Consider the following 16,752-nt stretch of genomic DNA (forward strand, 5'->3'; position numbering starts at 1 on the left):
GGGATTCCTGCCTACCGCAGGCAGGTCGTCACTCATATCTGAGTGCTTCGACAGGATTTCGTGTTGCAGCTCTCCAGCTTTGCCAGCCTACTGCCATAAACGCTATAAACAGTGCAAAAGCAGCGCTAAGCAGAAAGTATACAGGACTGATGGAAACACGGTTTATAAAATGTTGAAGCCATTGCTGCATGGTAAAATAGCTTCCAACAAAAGCTATCGCAATAGCAATAAGAACCAGGACAAATGTTTCTTTCAACAACTCGCGAACAACCTGCGATTCAGTGCTTCCAATTACTTTACGTATTCCAATTTCTTTTTTCCGTCGGTTCACATTCATTACCGAAAGTGCCATTAAGCCGATAAAGCTGATGATGATTGCCAGTCCGGCACCAGTGGTAACCAGTTTTATCATGCGTTCTTCGTTGGTGTATTTATTGGCGTAAACAGCAGTTAACCGAAATTTACTGACAATTAATTCAGGCGAACAACTTTTTATCACCTCATCAATTTGTGCCAGCTGAGCAGAAGTGGTTCCAACTTTTGTGCGCACATAAAGGTTGTTCACGTTGTTGGCTTTGTTTATTATAACAAGAGGTTCGATAGAAGCACCGGGATGATCGATGTAGTAAAAGTCTTTTGCAATGGCGATTACCGTTAAGGGAGCTTTGAACATTTGAACCAAACTCCCAACTTTTACATCGGGGCCCAGCATTTTTGCAGCCGCTTCGTTAAGAATTACCGCATTTTTATCTGCTTCTGAATTAGTAAAATAACGCCCGTCAACAAGTTCCAGTTGCATGGTTTTGGCAAATCCGGGATGTACCCGATATTCATTTACACTATTAAAATTTCCCGGATCGCCATATTTTCTGATTCCTTGTCCGCTTGCACCTTGCCCCATTCCATGATCAGAAAAAGCAACATCTTCAACAAAAGCCAGTTGCCTTAATTCATCAGTAATTGCCGATGCACTTCTTCGCACCTCGTTATTTAGGTTGGTAATGCCAATTACATTCTCGGGATTAAAACCCAGTGGCACTTCTTTTAAATAGTTCACCTGGGCGAAAACAATTACCAGCGCACTAATGAGAAAAACCGATATGGAAAACTGCGAAATTACGGCAATGCGCGACAAAGTGCTTTTACGTTTTACTTTTGAGGACTTTCCTTTAAGCGCATCCACGAGGTTTAATTTCGACAAATAATAGCTTGGATAAGCACCCGAAATAAGGATTAAAACTGTTAGAATTGCCAAAACCAATAATATTCCGCTGAAGGAAAACATATCCGACAGCTCGATCTGGCTTTTCATTAATCGGGCAAAGGCAGGCTGAACAAGCGCTGTTAGCCCTAACGCCAGCACAAACGACAAAAGACTGATTACTGATGTTTCGGTAAAAAACAAACGCGACAATGTGCTTTGCGTTGCTCCCAACGATTTTCGTGAAGCAATTTCGGCAATTCGTTTTTCGCCATGCAAAACGTACAGATTAATGTAGTTTACCATGGCAATAAGCAACACCAAAAAGGCAATGCCGGCAATAATAAAAACATGTGTTAAATTGGCTTTTGGCGATAGATCGAAATCAGCAACGGTATGCAAGTGCAAATCGGCCAGCAATTCTGTTCCGGTTTCTACAGTCGCATTAAAAGGTTCACCCCACGGTTTCATTAACTCGTTGTTTGCAGCGGCTATTTTTTCGCCAACTGCAGCTAAATCGGCATTCTCGTCAATTCTGAAATAAGTGTACAGTTCAAGCCCTCCCCAGTTTTCGGGATGAACCGTCTGCATCGACATCAATAAATCGAAATTAAAATGCGTGTTGTTGGGTAAATCATTAATTACTCCCGTTACTGTAGCCGACTCCTCCGAAACATTCAAAACCTCGCCAACACAATCCACGGTATTAAATACCTTTAATGCCGTTGACCGGGTAATAACCACGTTGTTTTCACCTACCAAAGCATTGCTGGTGTTTCCCTGAATTAACTCCAATCCGAATACATCGAAGAAATCCTTATCGGCAAACAGTAATTGAAAGTTGGGAAATTTTTGTTTCTCGTATTCCGCTGTTGTTTCCCACCCTCTGTAAATTTGTGTTGCCGATTTTATTTCCGGAACGCTTAACGGAATTTCAGTGTATGAGCTGCGTGAAGCGATTCCCAAATTTGTAACATTGCCATCTTCGGTTACAGAGTTGTAAAGTCGAAGAACATTGTTTTTTGTTTGAAAATGCTGGTCATAGCTTAGCTCGTGTTTCAGGTAAACCGACAACAGCAAAACAGTACTTAATCCGATGGCCAATCCGGGAAGGTTTACAAAAACCAACAAGGGATTTCGCCTAAACATTCTGAATATAAATCGTAAATTTTTCATGGCTTTTTAGTTGTCAGGTGCAGAGAGCAGAGAGCCTAGCGTTAACTGCTCCCCGTGCGTATGGCTCTTTGCGCCCTGCAGTTTTCTACAGCAAAATCTCGCCCATTTCTTTTTTCACCTCTTCGGTAATAATCATACCATCGAACAGGTTAACAACACGGTGGGCAAACTCCGAGTCGTGCAGCGAGTGCGTAACCATTACAATGGTTGTTCCTTCGCGATTGAGTTCAGTAAGCAGGTTCATTACTTCCAGACCGTTTTTCGAGTCGAGGTTACCTGTCGGCTCATCGGCAAGAATTAGCTTCGGATTGGCAACTACCGCACGTGCAATGGCCACACGCTGCTGCTGACCACCCGAAAGTTGTTGCGGAAAGTGCTTGGCCCGGTGGGCAATTTTCATGCGTTCGAGTACTTTTTCCACCATCTCCTTTCGCTCGCGGGCTTTTAGTTTTAGGTAAATCAGTGGAAGTTCCACATTTTCGTAAACATTCAGCTCATCAATCAGGTTAAAGCTCTGAAAAACAAAGCCGATATTTCCCTTGCGCAGCATGGTACGGTTGCGTTCTTTTAGCTGTCCAACCTCTGCGTCATCAAAGTAATATTCTCCGCCGGTTGGATTATCCAGTAAACCGATAATGTTCATTAAGGTTGATTTTCCACAACCCGAAGGTCCCATAATGGCTACAAATTCGCCTTTTTTTACGTGTAAGTTCACCTCGTTCAACGCACTGGTTTCCACCTCTTCCGTGCGAAATACTTTTGTTAGATTTTCTGTCTTTATCATCTTATGAATGTTTTGTAAATACTTAACTCGTTTTCTCTACCCTTTTGTCTGTCGACATTTTCCCTTAAAAAGGGAAAAGCTTTCTGAACTTATTTTCTGCAAAACTTATAAGAACGTTCTCCCCTCATGAGGGGAGATGCCGAAAGGCAGAGGGGTAAAGTTCTTCTCCCTCTGCGCTTACTTAAACACAATCCTGTCGTTATCACCGAACAAATCATAGCTCGAAGTAATCACTTTCTCGCCCGGTGTTAAACCTTCAAGAACTTCGTAATACTGCGGATTTTGTTTTCCGATACGGATGCTGCGTTTTTCAGCTTCCGTTTCGTTATCATTCAGCACATAAACCCATTGGCCGCCGGTACTTTGAAAGAATCCACCTTTTGGAATGAGCACCGCTTTTTCGGGTTGTCCCAACTGCAATTTTGTGTGGTATGTTTGCCCGGTGCGGATGTTATCGGGTTTGGCTCCTTCGAAGATCATGTCAATTTCAAATTGTCCTTCGCGCACCTCAGGATATACTTTTTTAACGGTAAGGCTGTAATTTTCGCCACCACGCTCGAACGATGAATTTAATCCCCGGCGCACGCGGTCGATATAATGCTCGTCGATAAGCGCGTTGATTTTAAAGTCAGTTAAAATATTTACCATCCCGATTCGCTGGCCACGGGCGATTGACTCTCCAATTTCGGCATTTAACAATCCCAGCTGACCATCGGCCGGCGCTTTAACATTCAGGTTATCCAGGCGCAGGCGGGCCATTGCCAGGTTATCGCGCATGTTATCCAGACTCTCGTCCATATTTTGCTTTTGGTTGGCACGGAAAATCGAATCCTGCTCAAACTTCAGGTAAGTTAATTCTTTTTCTTTTAGTGCCAGCTCGTAATCTTCGCGGGCAATCAGGTAATCTTCGCGGGCAATCAGGTCATCGTCATACAAGGCTTTATATTGTTTGTACTTTCGCTCGGCCTGTGTTACTTTAAGATCAATCTCCAGCTTGGCACGTTGGTTGCCAATCTGTTGCTGCTCAATGGCAATTTGCGTATTCCGCAACTCGTTGGAATGGTAGGCCATGTTCGACTCGCTGTTCATAATGGTGGTATTCAGGTCGTTATTTTTCAAGCGCAGAATCACATCACCCTTTTTCACCATCTCTCCTTCTTCAATAAAAATCTCTTCCACTTTTCCGCCTTCTTCCACATCCAGAAAAATGGTTGTAATCGGCTCTACCTGGCCAATTACGGTAATGTAATCGTTAAACTCGCCGTCGGTAACGGAGCTTATGGTCAATTTGTCCTTTTCGGCCCGAAAAACCGAACCGCTGCTTCCCATTACCACTTTAAACACAAGAAAGGCAAACGCCAATCCGCCAACAATCCAGATAATGTGTTTGGCTTTTAAGCCTTTCTTCTTTTCAATTTTTTTATCCATTCCCATGATATACCTGCTTTATAGCCCCTCCCAACCTCCCCAAAGGGGAGGAGATTGAAGCATTTCATTTGAAACTCTTTCCTATCATCAATCGTTACTCTTTTTCTCCCCCTCGGGGGAGTTAGAGGGGGCTGCCTCCCAAAAACGCTGCCCCCGGTAAAACTGCAATAGTTTCATTTTAATTTCCCACTGTGTGCGCGAGCGTAAAACCTGACTTTGCGTATTCGCTAACCGGTTTTTAGCAACGTAGTAATCGTTAATGTCGATCAGCCCCTGGTCAAATTTCTTCTCTGCAGCCCGAAAAGCCAACTCATCAACTTCGGTACGCTTTACATACTGACTGTGCTCTTTGTACAAAGCTTCCAGTTCTGTAAGGTTATTTACCATTTCGAAAAACAGTTTTTGACGTTCGTCGTCGAGGTTATTTTTGGCACGTTCCAGTTCTAGTTTGGCCTTTTTCACTTCGGAGCGATTGCCCCACCGGCTAAAAACCGGGATACTTAACGAGGCTCCCACATACTGGTTTTTGTTGTTTTTCCACTGATTGCCAAAAGGTACCGTATTTCCTAAACTATCAGTATTGGTTTCATAAAAACCCGTACTTATCGATCCGTTGGCATAAATTGATGGATATAGCGACGAACGACTTATAGCAAGTCCTTTTTCCGTAGCTTTCACGTTGGCTTCAATCGAGCGGTAATACGGCGACCAACCGGTGTATTGCTCAAAAAGCTGTCGCGGCTGCGCCACCTGCTCGCTTATTACCACCGACGATTTATCCACCAATTCCATTTCCTCTGCAGACACAAAGTTCATCAACTGCTTTAGTTTTAAAGTAGCTGTTTCCAGCGTGTTTTCAATCTGAATTTTGTTAAGTTCTTCGCGCTCCAGATTGGCGCGCATTTCCAGTAAGTCGGTTTTGGCTTTTAACCCGACTTCCACTTTCTTTTCTGTTGTTTTCAAACTTAGCTTCGAAGCTTCTACCTGCTCGTTGGCAATTCCGAGCATTCCTTTATAATAAACCACATCAAAAAAGGCCACCATCACGTCAAACGCCAAATCGTCGGTTGCATTTATACGATTGTATTCTGATGCCTGTTTTCTGAATTGCTGGTATTTTATCTGGTTTTGAATACGAAATCCATCGAAAACAGCTATGGACGACGATAATTCGAAGTTACTGGAAAAAAACTCGGTATTGATATAGTCGTTGGTATTCGGATCAGCCGAACGACCAAAACTTAAACCTGCACTGGTTGAAGCACCTATACCCGGCAACATATTACGTTTGGCCTGCTGCGCATCCTCCAGCGATAGTTTTTCAAGAATCTCGTATTCTTTTAAATTAATGTTGTTCTCAATGGCGTAAGAAATACATTGGTTCAGGCTCCATTTTTGCTGGGCCTGAACCGTATTTCCAATTATTAAATACAAAACTATTATGAGAATTATTCGTTTTTTAATCATCGTGTAAAAATTGTTTCCATTGTATGTGCCATTATAATGCCACAAACCCAAACGCCTGATTTTATGACAATTAAAAACCAAACCTTATTGAAATCGTTAAAATAATTTACAGGAATTTGTAAAATATTTTTACAGTTGATTGGAAATGATTTGGGCATGGTCTAATTTTGATCCATCAGTTCCATAATTATTTGTCATTTCGAACGTAGTGAGAAATCTGTTTCTTCAGAATCAATTGTAAGAGATTTCTCAGTCGTTCCTCCTTCGAAATGACAACAACATTGTTTACTATGCCAAAAGGAAACATCTTAATAGTTGACGACAACAAAAGTATAATCAGCACCCTGGAAATTTTGCTGGGACAGGAGTTCGATGCTGTTAAAGGAATTACAAATCCTAACCTCATTCCCAATGAACTCCGAACGGGCAACTACAATGTTGTTATTCTCGATATGAATTTTCAGGCCGGTATAAACACCGGAAACGAAGGTTTATACTGGCTCGAACAGATAAAAAAGAGCTATCCTGATATTTCGGTGGTGTTGATTACTGCCTACAGCGAAGTGGAACTGGCCGTAAAAGCACTGAAGCAGGGAGCTACCGATTTTGTACCAAAACCCTGGGATAACAGCAAACTGCTGGCTACGATAAAAGCAGCTGTTCAGCTGAATTTTTCGAAAACAGAAGTTGGTAAACTCAGGCAAAAAGAAGCCGGTTTAAAACAGGAACTCAACCGCGACCAGCGTTTTATCATTGGCTCGTCGCCACAACTTACGCAGGTAATGAACATGGTGCGCAAAGTGGCTAAAACCAATGCCAATATTCTGATTACCGGCGAAAACGGCACCGGTAAAGAACTGATTGCCCGCGAAATACACCGCCTGTCGCAGCGCCGAAACGAAGTAATGGTAAGTGTTGACATGGGCGCCATTAGCGAAACCCTTTTTGAAAGCGAACTGTTTGGCCATGTAAAAGGGGCTTTTACCGATGCCCGCGAAAACCGCGCCGGTAAATTTGAAACCGCTCACAAGGGCACTCTTTTTCTCGACGAAATCGGGAACCTTTCCTTCCATTTACAAGCCAAATTACTGGCTGCCATTCAAAACCGCGAGTTTATGCGCCTGGGCTCCGACAAGCCTATTCCTGTGGATATCCGATTGGTTTGTGCCACCAACAAAAAACTCGAAAATATGGTGGTCGAAGGTTTGTTTCGCGAAGATTTGCTGTACCGTATCAACACCATCCAGATCGAGGTTCCGCCGCTGCGCGAAAGAGGAAACGACATTATTGTTTTGGCCGATTTCTTTTTGAAAAAATTTGCTACCAAATACGAAAAACACGGATTAAAAATTAACCAGTCTGCCCAGGACAAACTGCTAAAATACACCTGGCCCGGAAATATTCGTGAGCTGCAACACACCATCGAAAAAGCAGTTATTTTAAGCGATTCGATGGTTTTAAAACCCGAAGACTTTTTCTTTAAACAGGTATTTGCTTCGAAGTTTGAAGACGAACATCTGACCATTGACGAAATGGAAAAACGCATGATTCTTTCGGCCATCGATAAAAATGCCGGAAACATGAGTATGGCTGCCGAGAAGCTCGGAATTACACGCCAAACGCTGTATAACAAAATTAAAAAATACGGGCTATGATTAGTAAGAGTATCTATGTGAATATCCTTATCCGGGTTCTGCTATTACTAGCCGGTTCCCTGTTCTTAGGATGGCTAATCTTCCACCGGCAAGCTTATGTTTTTGCCATCATTCCCTCGCTGTTTATTTTGGGAGTTACCATAAATCTCATCTATTTCCTGAACCGCATCAACCGGCGAATATTTTACTTTTTTGATGCGATAAAAAACGAAGATTCAACACTTCGGTTCCCCAATAATGTTAACAACAAAGTTATAAACGACCTGAACCAAAGCCTGCAAAAAGTAAACGCACAAATTCAGCAAATCTACCTCGAAAACCGGAAGCAGGAACAGTATTTCCAGGCCCTGCTTGAACACGCTGCCACCGGAATGTTCACCTTCAACGAGAAAGGATTTATTCTGCATTCAAACAACCTGGCCAGGCAACTTTTCGATATGGATGTGCTTACACACATCAACCAGCTGGACCGAATAGATCCGAAACTTTATCAGACCATAAAAGAAATTCAGCCAACGGAACAACGCCTTGTTACACTGCACCTGAAAAGCGGTGTTATTCAGCTGCTCATCAAGTCAAATTCATTTATTTCCGAAAACAATTCGTTGATGTTGATTTCGGTCCACGACATAAAAAACCAGCTGGATGAAAAAGAGCTGGAATCGTGGCGTAAATTGATACGTGTGATGATGCATGAGATTATGAACTCGATCACTCCTGTTACCTCATTGTCAGAAAGTCTGGCCGGTTACTTTTACAAAAACGGAGCAATGGTTTCGCCTGAAGATATTACTGTGAAAACGATAGAAACCACTATTCGCGGCCTGGAGGTTATACGCGAACAAGGCAAGGGACTGATTAATTTTGTGGAATCGTACCGGAAAATTACACGGCTTCCGGCTCCGGAAAAGAAAGTCTTTCAGGTGAAGAACCTGATCGATCACATCCGCATTCTCTCCTCTTCGTTTGAAAATGCCGGTCGCATTGAGTTTTCGTGTAATGTTACACCTTCTGAACTGGAATTACATGCCGACGAAAAGCAGATTTCACAAGTATTAATCAACCTCGTAAAAAATGCCTGTCAGGCCAATGAAGGCAATGAGAATGCAAAAATCCAGATTGAAGCAACAGTAAACGAAGCAGGCCGTGCTACCATTTCGGTTACCGACAACGGCCCGGGCATTTCGGACGAGCTGATGGACAAGATTTTTATTCCCTTTTTTACCACAAAAGACAATGGCTCGGGAATCGGGCTCAGCATTTCAAGGCAAATTATGCAATTGCATGGCGGCAGCCTGAAAATGAGTTCAGTTCCCGAAAAATATACCTCGGCGGTTCTGGAATTTTAAGCCCGAAATCCTTTTTATACCAAATTGACCACAAAATGCCGCATATAAATTTGTTATTTTCCGTTTCTACTGTGTTGAAAAATTTTAACGTAGCTCGGCTATGCTAAAATTTTTCGCCTTGTACAAACGGAAAATAACCGGCATATCCAATACGGCATTTTATAATCAAATTGGTATTATTTTTTGCTGATAATGCGGTCGCCCGAAAATTTACCGCTTCCCGACAGCAGCAAAACAACATAGCCTACCAGGTAAAGCAAGGCCATTTCTTTGCGACCAAACGGATCGGCACCATGAACAATAAAAGCTGCAACAGCCATGGTTACGATTGATGGAATAGCAGCCAGGCGGGTTCCTAAACCAAGTACGATGAGAATGGAACAGACAACCTCGGCAAAAACTGTAAGTACCAGCGAAACTTCGGGGCCTAATCCAATCGGATCGCCAAATTGCATTTCGCCGGCTAAAAGGCGCTGTAGTTTCGGAAATCCGTGGGTTAGCATAAAACCTCCTGTTGCCAAACGCAATAGCAACAGCGATAAATCAACACTCGTATTGTTTAATTTTGTTTGAAACAACTTCTTCATAGCTTCTGAATTTTATTTAACATCAAACAGCCACCTTCTGAAATTGTTGAATCACTTTCCGAAATTATAAATAAAAAGCCCGATAACCATAAGGCTACCAGGCTTTCCAACTCAATATATATCAACGTCTTCTAATCGATTTTCGAAAGCCAAACATCCATTTTATTGGCTCCACGGTTATTCCAAACGAAATATGGAATGGCCGTAAATGTTTCGGCTTTTGTCCTTCCCGATGCTTTAACCACCTCAACACCTGCCAGCAAATCAGCGTCATAATTGCTTTCAAATTGTGTTTCTGCCGATACCTTAATCGATCCAATTTCAGGATTATCCTTTTCTTCCACACAATATACAATCGGGCCTCTTTCAAGAGCCACTTTTCCTTTGTCGGCTTCAACAAGCTCGCTGGCTTTTACCGTGCGCACCTGCATTGGCAAACTCAATTCCACCTCATCGCCAGTGTTCCACTCACGATCTAAAACAGCATAACCCTGTTCCGTTTCGTAGCTTACCTTTTCGCCGTTCACTAAAATTTCTGGTTTTGCGGCCGGAGCATTTGTGTAACTATACAAATCGCCCGGCAGCGGCTGGTTTTGTGCCCATCCCGGAATACGAACACGCACTGCAAACTGTGATGCTTTTTCAGGCGTTACAGAGATTTTCACCTTTCCATCCCATGGATATTTTGTCTCCTGATCAATTTTCACTTCTGAACCGGCCATTTTTACTGAAGTGCTGCTCTGAACGAACAGGTTCACGTAAATATCGTTGTCCTTTTGCGCGTAAATATATCCCGGTACCGACGGCATAAAACGACACATATTTGAAGGACAGCAGGAACAATCGAACCACGGCTCGCGGGTAAGACTTCCACCGCTGTTGAAATGATAATGCATATCGCACGACAGTGGATTTGGGTAGAAGAAATTTGTTCCGTCGAGTGCCACTCCCGAAATCACTCCGTTGTACAAACTCCGCTCAAGCACATCGATATATTTCGAGTCGCCATGCAGCAAAAACATGCGGTAATTCCAGTATACATTTGCAATGGCAGCACAGGTTTCGTTATAAGCCGTAAGGTTTGGCAATTCGTAGTTTTCACCAAAAGCTTCACCATCGTGTTTCGCGCCAACTCCTCCGGTGATATAAATCTTTTTATTCACCACATTGTTCCAAAGCTGATCAACCGCGTTTGAGTAAGCGGCATCTTTGTAAAGAGCGGCAATATCGGTCATTCCAGCGTACATATAAACTGCACGCACCGCATGTCCAACTGCTTCATCCTGTTCAACAACCGGCACATGATCCTGATTATATGGCCCCCAAAGTTCGCGTTTGGTGCTATCTCCCCTAAAATCGAGAAAATGCCTGGCCAGATCAAGGTATTCCTTTTTATCGGTAATCTGATAAAGCTTGATCAGGCCGGTTTCAACAATTTGATGGCCCGGCACCTGCGGATTTTTATCGGCTCCGAAAACAGCAACCAGCAAATCGGCATTTTTTGTGGCAATATCCAGGAAGTTCGTTTTTCCGGTTGCATGGTAATGAGCTGCAGCAGCTTCATACATGTGGCCGGCATTGTAAAGCTCATGACTCCAGGCCAGTCCTTCCCAACGCTCTCCCGGAGGGCACCATTCGGCCGGCGAATGGGTCGGGTCAATTGTTTTCCAGGTAGTGAGGTACCCGTCTTCCTCCTGACCGATACCAATGATTTCAATCAGCGAATCAACGTAGGCATCCAGTTTCGGATCCGGAATGGTGGTCATTGAATATGAAGCACCTTCAATAATTTTATACACATCGGTATCGTCGAAGGGCATATCTCCGCGCACAGTGCCTTCCATTTTGCCGCCGGCAATCAGGAAATTTTCGAGCCTTCCGGTCTCTTCACATTTCTGAAAAGACGCCGGAATAGTTGCTTTCCGATTGGTTTCAATCTTTGGCAACCAAAAAATATCATTCACCTGAACATCGCTAAACGACACCCCGTTTATGGGATATTCTGCGTGTTCCGGTTTTGCTTCTTTTGGCTGGGTTGAACAACTCAACAAAAAAAGTGAGGCTATAATTGCCACAGAAAAAGTTAGTCTCATGGTTTATTTATTGATTTTTAATTCGTATCACTGAAAATGAATAAGCCGGAAGTGTATAATCAAATTTTTCAGCAACGCTTATTATGCTTTCATCCGGTTTTGCTGTTTTAGAATCCGGGTTGCCTTTTAAAACAGATAATACAGCTTCTGAATCTGAAACTTCAAAGGCAGAAAGATCGATTTTTGCGGCTACTTCAGCCGGAAGCAAATTCACCAGTTTTACGATAATATCGTTGGTTTTGCTGTCCTTCACTACCGAAATGGCAACGCGTTTTCTAACGGCTTCGCTGTTATCCGAAAGTTTTACTTCAGAAGGAATATACGAATCGCCGGCGTTGTTGCCGTAAAGTTTCTGCACGTAATAGCCCACGGTTGGATGCACTTCCTCGTTGTTGAAATAAATCAGATCAGGATTCCACTGCGTAAAACCTTCTTTGGCCAGCAGCGGTGCATATGTAGTCATGGTAACCACATCGGCATTTCGTTCAACAGCGGTTAAATACAAGGCTTCTGAAAGTGCTGTTTCAATATTGTTCGGGCGTCCCGGCAAGTGAGCTGCATATTCTCCGAGGTAAACTTTTGATTTGCTGCGGTCGTAACGATCGTAATAATCCTGGTTGTGAATAAACCAACCCGGCGGCTGATAGTAATGCTCGTCAACCATCGGAACTTCAAGTTTTGTAGCCAGCTCCCAGCCTTCTTCATAATCGGTGCCGGTATAAAACGGGCCAACTGTCCCGATTACCGTAATCTCAGGATATTGCTCGCGCACGGCATTGTAAATCATCGTAAAACGCTCTTCAAAAACATCGGTAATCAGGTCTTCGTTTCCAATGCCAATGTATTTCAGGTTGAAAGGCTCCGGGTGTCCGGCTTCGGCGCGTATTTTTCCCCATTTGGTGTTTTTATCGCCGTTTGCCCACTCAATCAAATCGAGCACTTCCTGCACATAAGCATCCATTTCGCACATGGGAATTCCGCCCTGTTGACCATGACCTCCACACGACGAGTTCTGACAAGGTACACCAGCTGCTAAAACCGGTACCGGCTCCGCATCAATATCTTCGCAAAACTGGAAATACTCGTAATAACCCAATCCGGCGGTTTGATGGTAGTTCCAGATGTTTCGTTGCGGAACACGCGCTTCCAGTGGCCCCACCGTGTTGTTCCAGTGGTAAATATTTTCCAGTCCATCGCCATGCGCCACACAACCTCCGGGGAAACGCACAAAGCGGGGTTTCATATCGGCGATTACCTGAGCCAGATCAGCACGTAAACCATTTTTGCGGTTTTTGAATGTATTCTCAGGGAAAAGAGAAATCATATCCAGAGCCACCTTCCCGGCTTCCTGAGGAATGACTTGCAACTTTGCTTTTGCGGTGGTCTTTGTTGCTGTTAATTGCGCTTCCAGCTTTTTCCAATTGCCGGAAAATGCTTTTGTTTTTACCTCCGTCAGCACTTCGCCGTTTTCATCAACCAGTGCTACACGCAAATTATTTTTTGCACCGTTCAGCATTTTGGCAAAAACCGAGAAGTTGTACTTTTCGCCCTGCTTAAGCGATATGCCGTTAAAGCCTTCGTTTACCAACGCAACACCCGGCTTTTCAATATCGAGCACTGCAAAATGTTTGTTGTTTTTATGAATTGGCGCAACGGTATCGATGGCAAAGCTTGCTTCGTCGTCCGATAAACTCCAGGCTTTTTTAGCAGTCCATGTCATATCGCTTCCTTTTCGATCGGAAAGCTGATATTCAAAACCACGGTTTTGCACCAACTCGGCATACAAACCTCCATCGGCAGCGTAATTAATGTCTTCGAAAAATATCCCGATCAACATGTCGCTGATGGTTTTGCTGTTTTCAGGAAGAACCGAAATTTCTGCGTCAACAGTTTTTAAGTTCTTAAAACGTTCAGCATCCAGCGATGTATTGTCGGCCCGTTGCTGCTCGTGAAAACGGCTCCATTCGTTCCATTTAATCAGGGCATCAATTTCATTCCACGACAATTTGTTAATCACTCCGGTTTGCACTTCACCATCTACAAGAACCGTTTCGCGCAAATTCAGCCGATCAGCTTTTGTAGCTTCTTCTGTTGCCGAATAAGTTTTGAAATCGTTTGTAGTGGTCTTAAAGATCTTTTCGCTGCCGTTGTTTTCGTTCATCCAGGTAATTGTGTACTCCTTGTTTTGCTCATCGAAAGCAACTTCAATGTTGGCTACATTTCCGGCTTCGACTACTTCGGGGTACGACTGGCGTTTCCAGTTGTACAAGTCGGTTGAAGCGGCGTGTGCAAACTGTTGAATGTCATCGTTCAATGTCCACAGGCAGTGCCACAAACCATTATTATCCTGAAACAAAAACGGATTGAACATTTTCTTTTGCGATCCCCAGCTGCCAAAATCGCTTGCCAGAAACCGGAATTCGGGGCCGATGGCATGCCAGTTTTCACGATCGACACTCCAGGCAAAATTCAGGCCGGCAGTGTTGTTGTTATTTCCGCAGGTGTACGAAAATACATAGGCTGAATCGGGCTCGTTGGCGCGTAACGAAACGGTGGCCAGAAACAGCAAAAAAAAGGTTATAATGTTGATCTTCATAATTAATATTTTTCAATAAGCTGATAATTATTGAATTTCGTTTTTCGTGAGCAACCGCACTTCGATTAGCTGCATACTCGCATTCTTGTCGGAAGCCTGCACCTTAAATACCAGTTCTTGTTTAGCAACTTCGCTATCGGGTATCGGGATTATTTTTTCCAGAATCGCATCTTCATCCCCGTTATTCAGCTTTATGGTACCTGCAGGTTTGTTGTTCACCAGAATTTCGGCCGAACGCGGATAAGCTGAATCAAAATATTTAAGGTGTAAAAAACGACCTTTCTTATCCTGATTTTTCAGGTTGTAGCTAAAGAAATCGCTTGTTTCGCGGTAATGGTAATCATTAGCGTAACCGGTTCTTGATCGTTCAAATTTCACGAAGTGATCCGATTCGGGCTGCTGCTCGCCTGATTCAACTTTGTCAACAGTAATGGCATCTAATGCAATCCGGGCTTTTTCTTCTTCCTCAACCTGGCGAATCATATCGTTCAATTGTTCATCCGTTGCCTGCGACCAGTAGATGTTATAACGCGACTCGTGTATACGGTAGAACGGCAGCAGTTCCAGTCCATTTTCATATTTTTCAGGATATAAACCGCTTAGTTTGAATGCCAGCTTATCGCTGTCCTTTTTATCCAGCATCGACGGCAAATTATCAGCCGGTGCCACAATTACCGGCCTATCTTTCAGCGGAATCATTTTACCATGTGCCACGTGTCCCATTCGGCTTGCATCGGCATATAATCCCTTCAAATCTTCGGTGCCGGTTTTTGCTGCCAACACTATCGGTCCGTAATTGAACGCATAATTATTACTGCCGTCTTCCAACTGTTCCGTCGTAATTTTCATGGGTAAAACCAGCTCTACTTTATCGCCTTTTTCCCATTCGCGGTTAACAACAGCATATCCATTTTCCGACACCTGATATTTTGTTTCGCTTCCATTCACCAACACTTTCAAAGCACCCTCTTCAACCCACGACGGGTAACGCAGGTGCAATTCAAATTCCGTTTTTTCGCCCGGATTGATAGTTAGAAAAACCTTGTCCTCATCAGGGAACTTGGTTTCCAAAACAACCTCTGTGTTTTTTGCTTCCCAGTTCAGTACCGACGGAATGAACAGGTTTACATAAAGCGACTTATCGGTGTATGCATAAATCATTTCGCCATATTTTCCCGGATTTTCGATGCCCGACCCCACACAACACCAAAAACTGGTTTCGGGTTGCGAATACACGCGGTAATGGTTGGGGCGCATGGGCGTAAAATAAACCAGGCCGCCGTTGTCGGGGTTAAGCGAGGCTAAAATATGGTTATAAAGAGTTTTCTCGTAATAGTCGATAAACTTGCTGTTGTTGCCAAAAGTAGGGTACAGCATTTTGGTCAGTTTCAGCATATTGTACGAATTGCAGGTTTCAGGCCCTTCAACCGATGAAATCATTTCCGAGAAATCGTGTTTTGGGTGAAAGTGCTCGCGAACGCTGTTTCCGCCAATCGCCACACTGCGGCCATTTACCACTTCATCCCAAAAATACAGGGCTGCATCCGACCAGGCCGAATCGCCACCCAGTTCGGCAATGCGCTGGTAACCGATAACTTTTGGAATTTGCGTGTTGGCATGTTTCCCGTTCAACTCATCGTGATGCCCGATTAAAGGATCAAGAATTTCGTGATGCGAAAACCGTTTGGCCAGCACGAGGTATTTCTCGTCGCCGGTAATTTCAGCTACATCGGCAAAGGTTTCATTCAATCCGCCGTGCTCACTTCTCAGCATGTCCTGAATTTGCTCATCGCTTAAGCCGGATACCAAATCCAGCATCCAGTCGGTCATGGCAATCAGCATTTGTTTTGCCGTTTCGTTGTGGGCGTACAACCACGCATCGCGCAAGCCGGCGTAAGTTTTATGAATGTTATACAGCGGCACCCATTTGCCATTCAGGCTGAAACCTCCGGCACGGATATCGCCAACTTTTATCTCATCCCATGCAGTTTGTCCGCCGGGAACGCCGCCAATGTAACCGTTTCCGTTGGCATCCTGGCAACGTTTTAGTTCGGAAATCATGTCGTCGAGTCTTTCCTTCATTTCCGTATTGCCGGTTGAGGCGTACATCAGCGACAACGCCGTAAGGTAGTGCCCGCCAATGTGCCCGTCGAGGCCTGTGTTCTCCCAATTAGGGTAACTTTCTGCCTTGGTTTCCAAGCCGGCTTCGCGCAAAAACGGAGCTAATAAACGATCGGGGTCAAGCGCCATAAGGTAAGCAATGTCTTGCAGTTGTGCGTTTTTAAATTCACTATCCAGCAGTTTTACATCGCTAAGATTAAAATACTGCGCCGTCGAATTATCAACTTTTTTAACACATGAACTAAGGATGAAAACCAACGTAAAAATTAATGTTATATACTTCATGAGACCGGAG

Annotated in this window: 10 protein-coding genes; 2 read left to right on the plus strand and 8 right to left on the minus strand. The window is 43.8% G+C overall.

What is annotated here, in order from left to right; translation table 11 throughout:
• Positions 1–28: 28 nt before the first annotated feature.
• The 4 genes from BMW53_RS03085 to BMW53_RS03100 all read right to left on the minus strand — a co-directional run bounded on the left by BMW53_RS03085 (position 29) and on the right by BMW53_RS03100 (position 6,056).
• Positions 29–2,377 carry an ABC transporter permease gene (locus tag BMW53_RS03085; protein ID WP_081804797.1) on the minus strand — a complete coding sequence of 783 codons (2,349 nt, stop codon included), beginning with the start codon at positions 2,375–2,377 and terminating at the stop codon, positions 29–31.
• 85 nt (positions 2,378–2,462) lie between these two features.
• Positions 2,463–3,161 (minus strand): ABC transporter ATP-binding protein, encoded by a 699-nt coding sequence (locus BMW53_RS03090; RefSeq protein ID WP_038557197.1) that lies wholly within the window; start codon positions 3,159–3,161, stop codon positions 2,463–2,465.
• Positions 3,162–3,338: 177 nt separating this feature from the next.
• Positions 3,339–4,595 carry an efflux RND transporter periplasmic adaptor subunit gene (locus tag BMW53_RS03095; RefSeq protein ID WP_245749009.1) on the minus strand — a complete coding sequence of 419 codons (1,257 nt, stop codon included), beginning with the start codon at positions 4,593–4,595 and terminating at the stop codon, positions 3,339–3,341.
• An 81-nt stretch (positions 4,596–4,676) separates the two neighbouring features.
• On the minus strand, positions 4,677–6,056 hold the full coding sequence (locus BMW53_RS03100; RefSeq protein ID WP_038557200.1) for a TolC family protein: 1,380 nt from the start codon (positions 6,054–6,056) through the stop codon (positions 4,677–4,679).
• 290 nt (positions 6,057–6,346) lie between these two features.
• On the opposite strand from BMW53_RS03100, the gene BMW53_RS03105 reads away from it, so the two are divergent.
• Together BMW53_RS03105 and BMW53_RS03110 are read left to right on the plus strand one after the other, a co-directional pair.
• Positions 6,347–7,711: a sigma-54-dependent transcriptional regulator gene (locus tag BMW53_RS03105; protein ID WP_038564219.1), complete on the plus strand. Its 1,365-nt coding sequence runs from the start codon at positions 6,347–6,349 to the stop codon at positions 7,709–7,711.
• Positions 7,708–9,060 (plus strand): sensor histidine kinase, encoded by a 1,353-nt coding sequence (locus BMW53_RS03110; protein ID WP_038557202.1) that lies wholly within the window; start codon positions 7,708–7,710, stop codon positions 9,058–9,060. Before BMW53_RS03105 ends, BMW53_RS03110 begins: the two co-directional genes overlap by 4 nt.
• A 176-nt stretch (positions 9,061–9,236) precedes the next feature.
• Here the strand turns inward: BMW53_RS03110 and BMW53_RS03115 are convergent, their stop codons facing one another.
• From BMW53_RS03115 to BMW53_RS03130, 4 genes are all read right to left on the minus strand, one after another.
• Entirely contained in the window at positions 9,237–9,647 is a 411-nt protein-coding gene (locus tag BMW53_RS03115) for a DoxX family protein (RefSeq protein WP_038557204.1), read from the minus strand.
• Positions 9,648–9,778: 131 nt separating this feature from the next.
• Positions 9,779–11,740 carry a glycoside hydrolase family 127 protein gene (locus BMW53_RS03120; protein ID WP_038557206.1) on the minus strand — a complete coding sequence of 654 codons (1,962 nt, stop codon included), beginning with the start codon at positions 11,738–11,740 and terminating at the stop codon, positions 9,779–9,781.
• Between the two features lie 7 nt (positions 11,741–11,747).
• On the minus strand, positions 11,748–14,336 hold the full coding sequence (locus BMW53_RS03125) for an alpha-L-arabinofuranosidase family protein (protein ID WP_038557208.1): 2,589 nt from the start codon (positions 14,334–14,336) through the stop codon (positions 11,748–11,750).
• A gap of 27 nt (positions 14,337–14,363) precedes the next feature.
• The gene (locus BMW53_RS03130) at positions 14,364–16,742 is read right to left on the minus strand and encodes a glycoside hydrolase family 127 protein (RefSeq protein WP_038557209.1); all 2,379 of its coding nucleotides are present in this window, start codon (positions 16,740–16,742) and stop codon (positions 14,364–14,366) included.
• Between the last annotated feature and the right edge of the window lie 10 nt (positions 16,743–16,752).

The organism is Draconibacterium orientale, assembly GCF_900111425.1.
In the GTDB taxonomy this organism is placed as follows: domain Bacteria; phylum Bacteroidota; class Bacteroidia; order Bacteroidales; family Prolixibacteraceae; genus Draconibacterium; species Draconibacterium orientale.

Excerpts from the sequence above, each read along its gene's own strand:
- BMW53_RS03085 (WP_081804797.1), bottom strand. The coding sequence starts at position 2,377 with ATGAAAAATTTACGATTTATATTCAGAATGTTTAGGCGAAATCCCTTG.
- BMW53_RS03090 (WP_038557197.1), bottom strand. The coding sequence starts at position 3,161 with ATGATAAAGACAGAAAATCTAACAAAAGTATTTCGCACGGAAGAGGTG.
- BMW53_RS03095 (WP_245749009.1), bottom strand. The coding sequence starts at position 4,595 with ATGGGAATGGATAAAAAAATTGAAAAGAAGAAAGGCTTAAAAGCCAAA.
- BMW53_RS03100 (WP_038557200.1), bottom strand. The coding sequence starts at position 6,056 with ATGATTAAAAAACGAATAATTCTCATAATAGTTTTGTATTTAATAATT.
- BMW53_RS03105 (WP_038564219.1), top strand. The coding sequence starts at position 6,347 with ATGCCAAAAGGAAACATCTTAATAGTTGACGACAACAAAAGTATAATC.
- BMW53_RS03110 (WP_038557202.1), top strand. The coding sequence starts at position 7,708 with ATGATTAGTAAGAGTATCTATGTGAATATCCTTATCCGGGTTCTGCTA.
- BMW53_RS03115 (WP_038557204.1), bottom strand. The coding sequence starts at position 9,647 with ATGAAGAAGTTGTTTCAAACAAAATTAAACAATACGAGTGTTGATTTA.
- BMW53_RS03120 (WP_038557206.1), bottom strand. The coding sequence starts at position 11,740 with ATGAGACTAACTTTTTCTGTGGCAATTATAGCCTCACTTTTTTTGTTG.
- BMW53_RS03125 (WP_038557208.1), bottom strand. The coding sequence starts at position 14,336 with ATGAAGATCAACATTATAACCTTTTTTTTGCTGTTTCTGGCCACCGTT.
- BMW53_RS03130 (WP_038557209.1), bottom strand. The coding sequence starts at position 16,742 with ATGAAGTATATAACATTAATTTTTACGTTGGTTTTCATCCTTAGTTCA.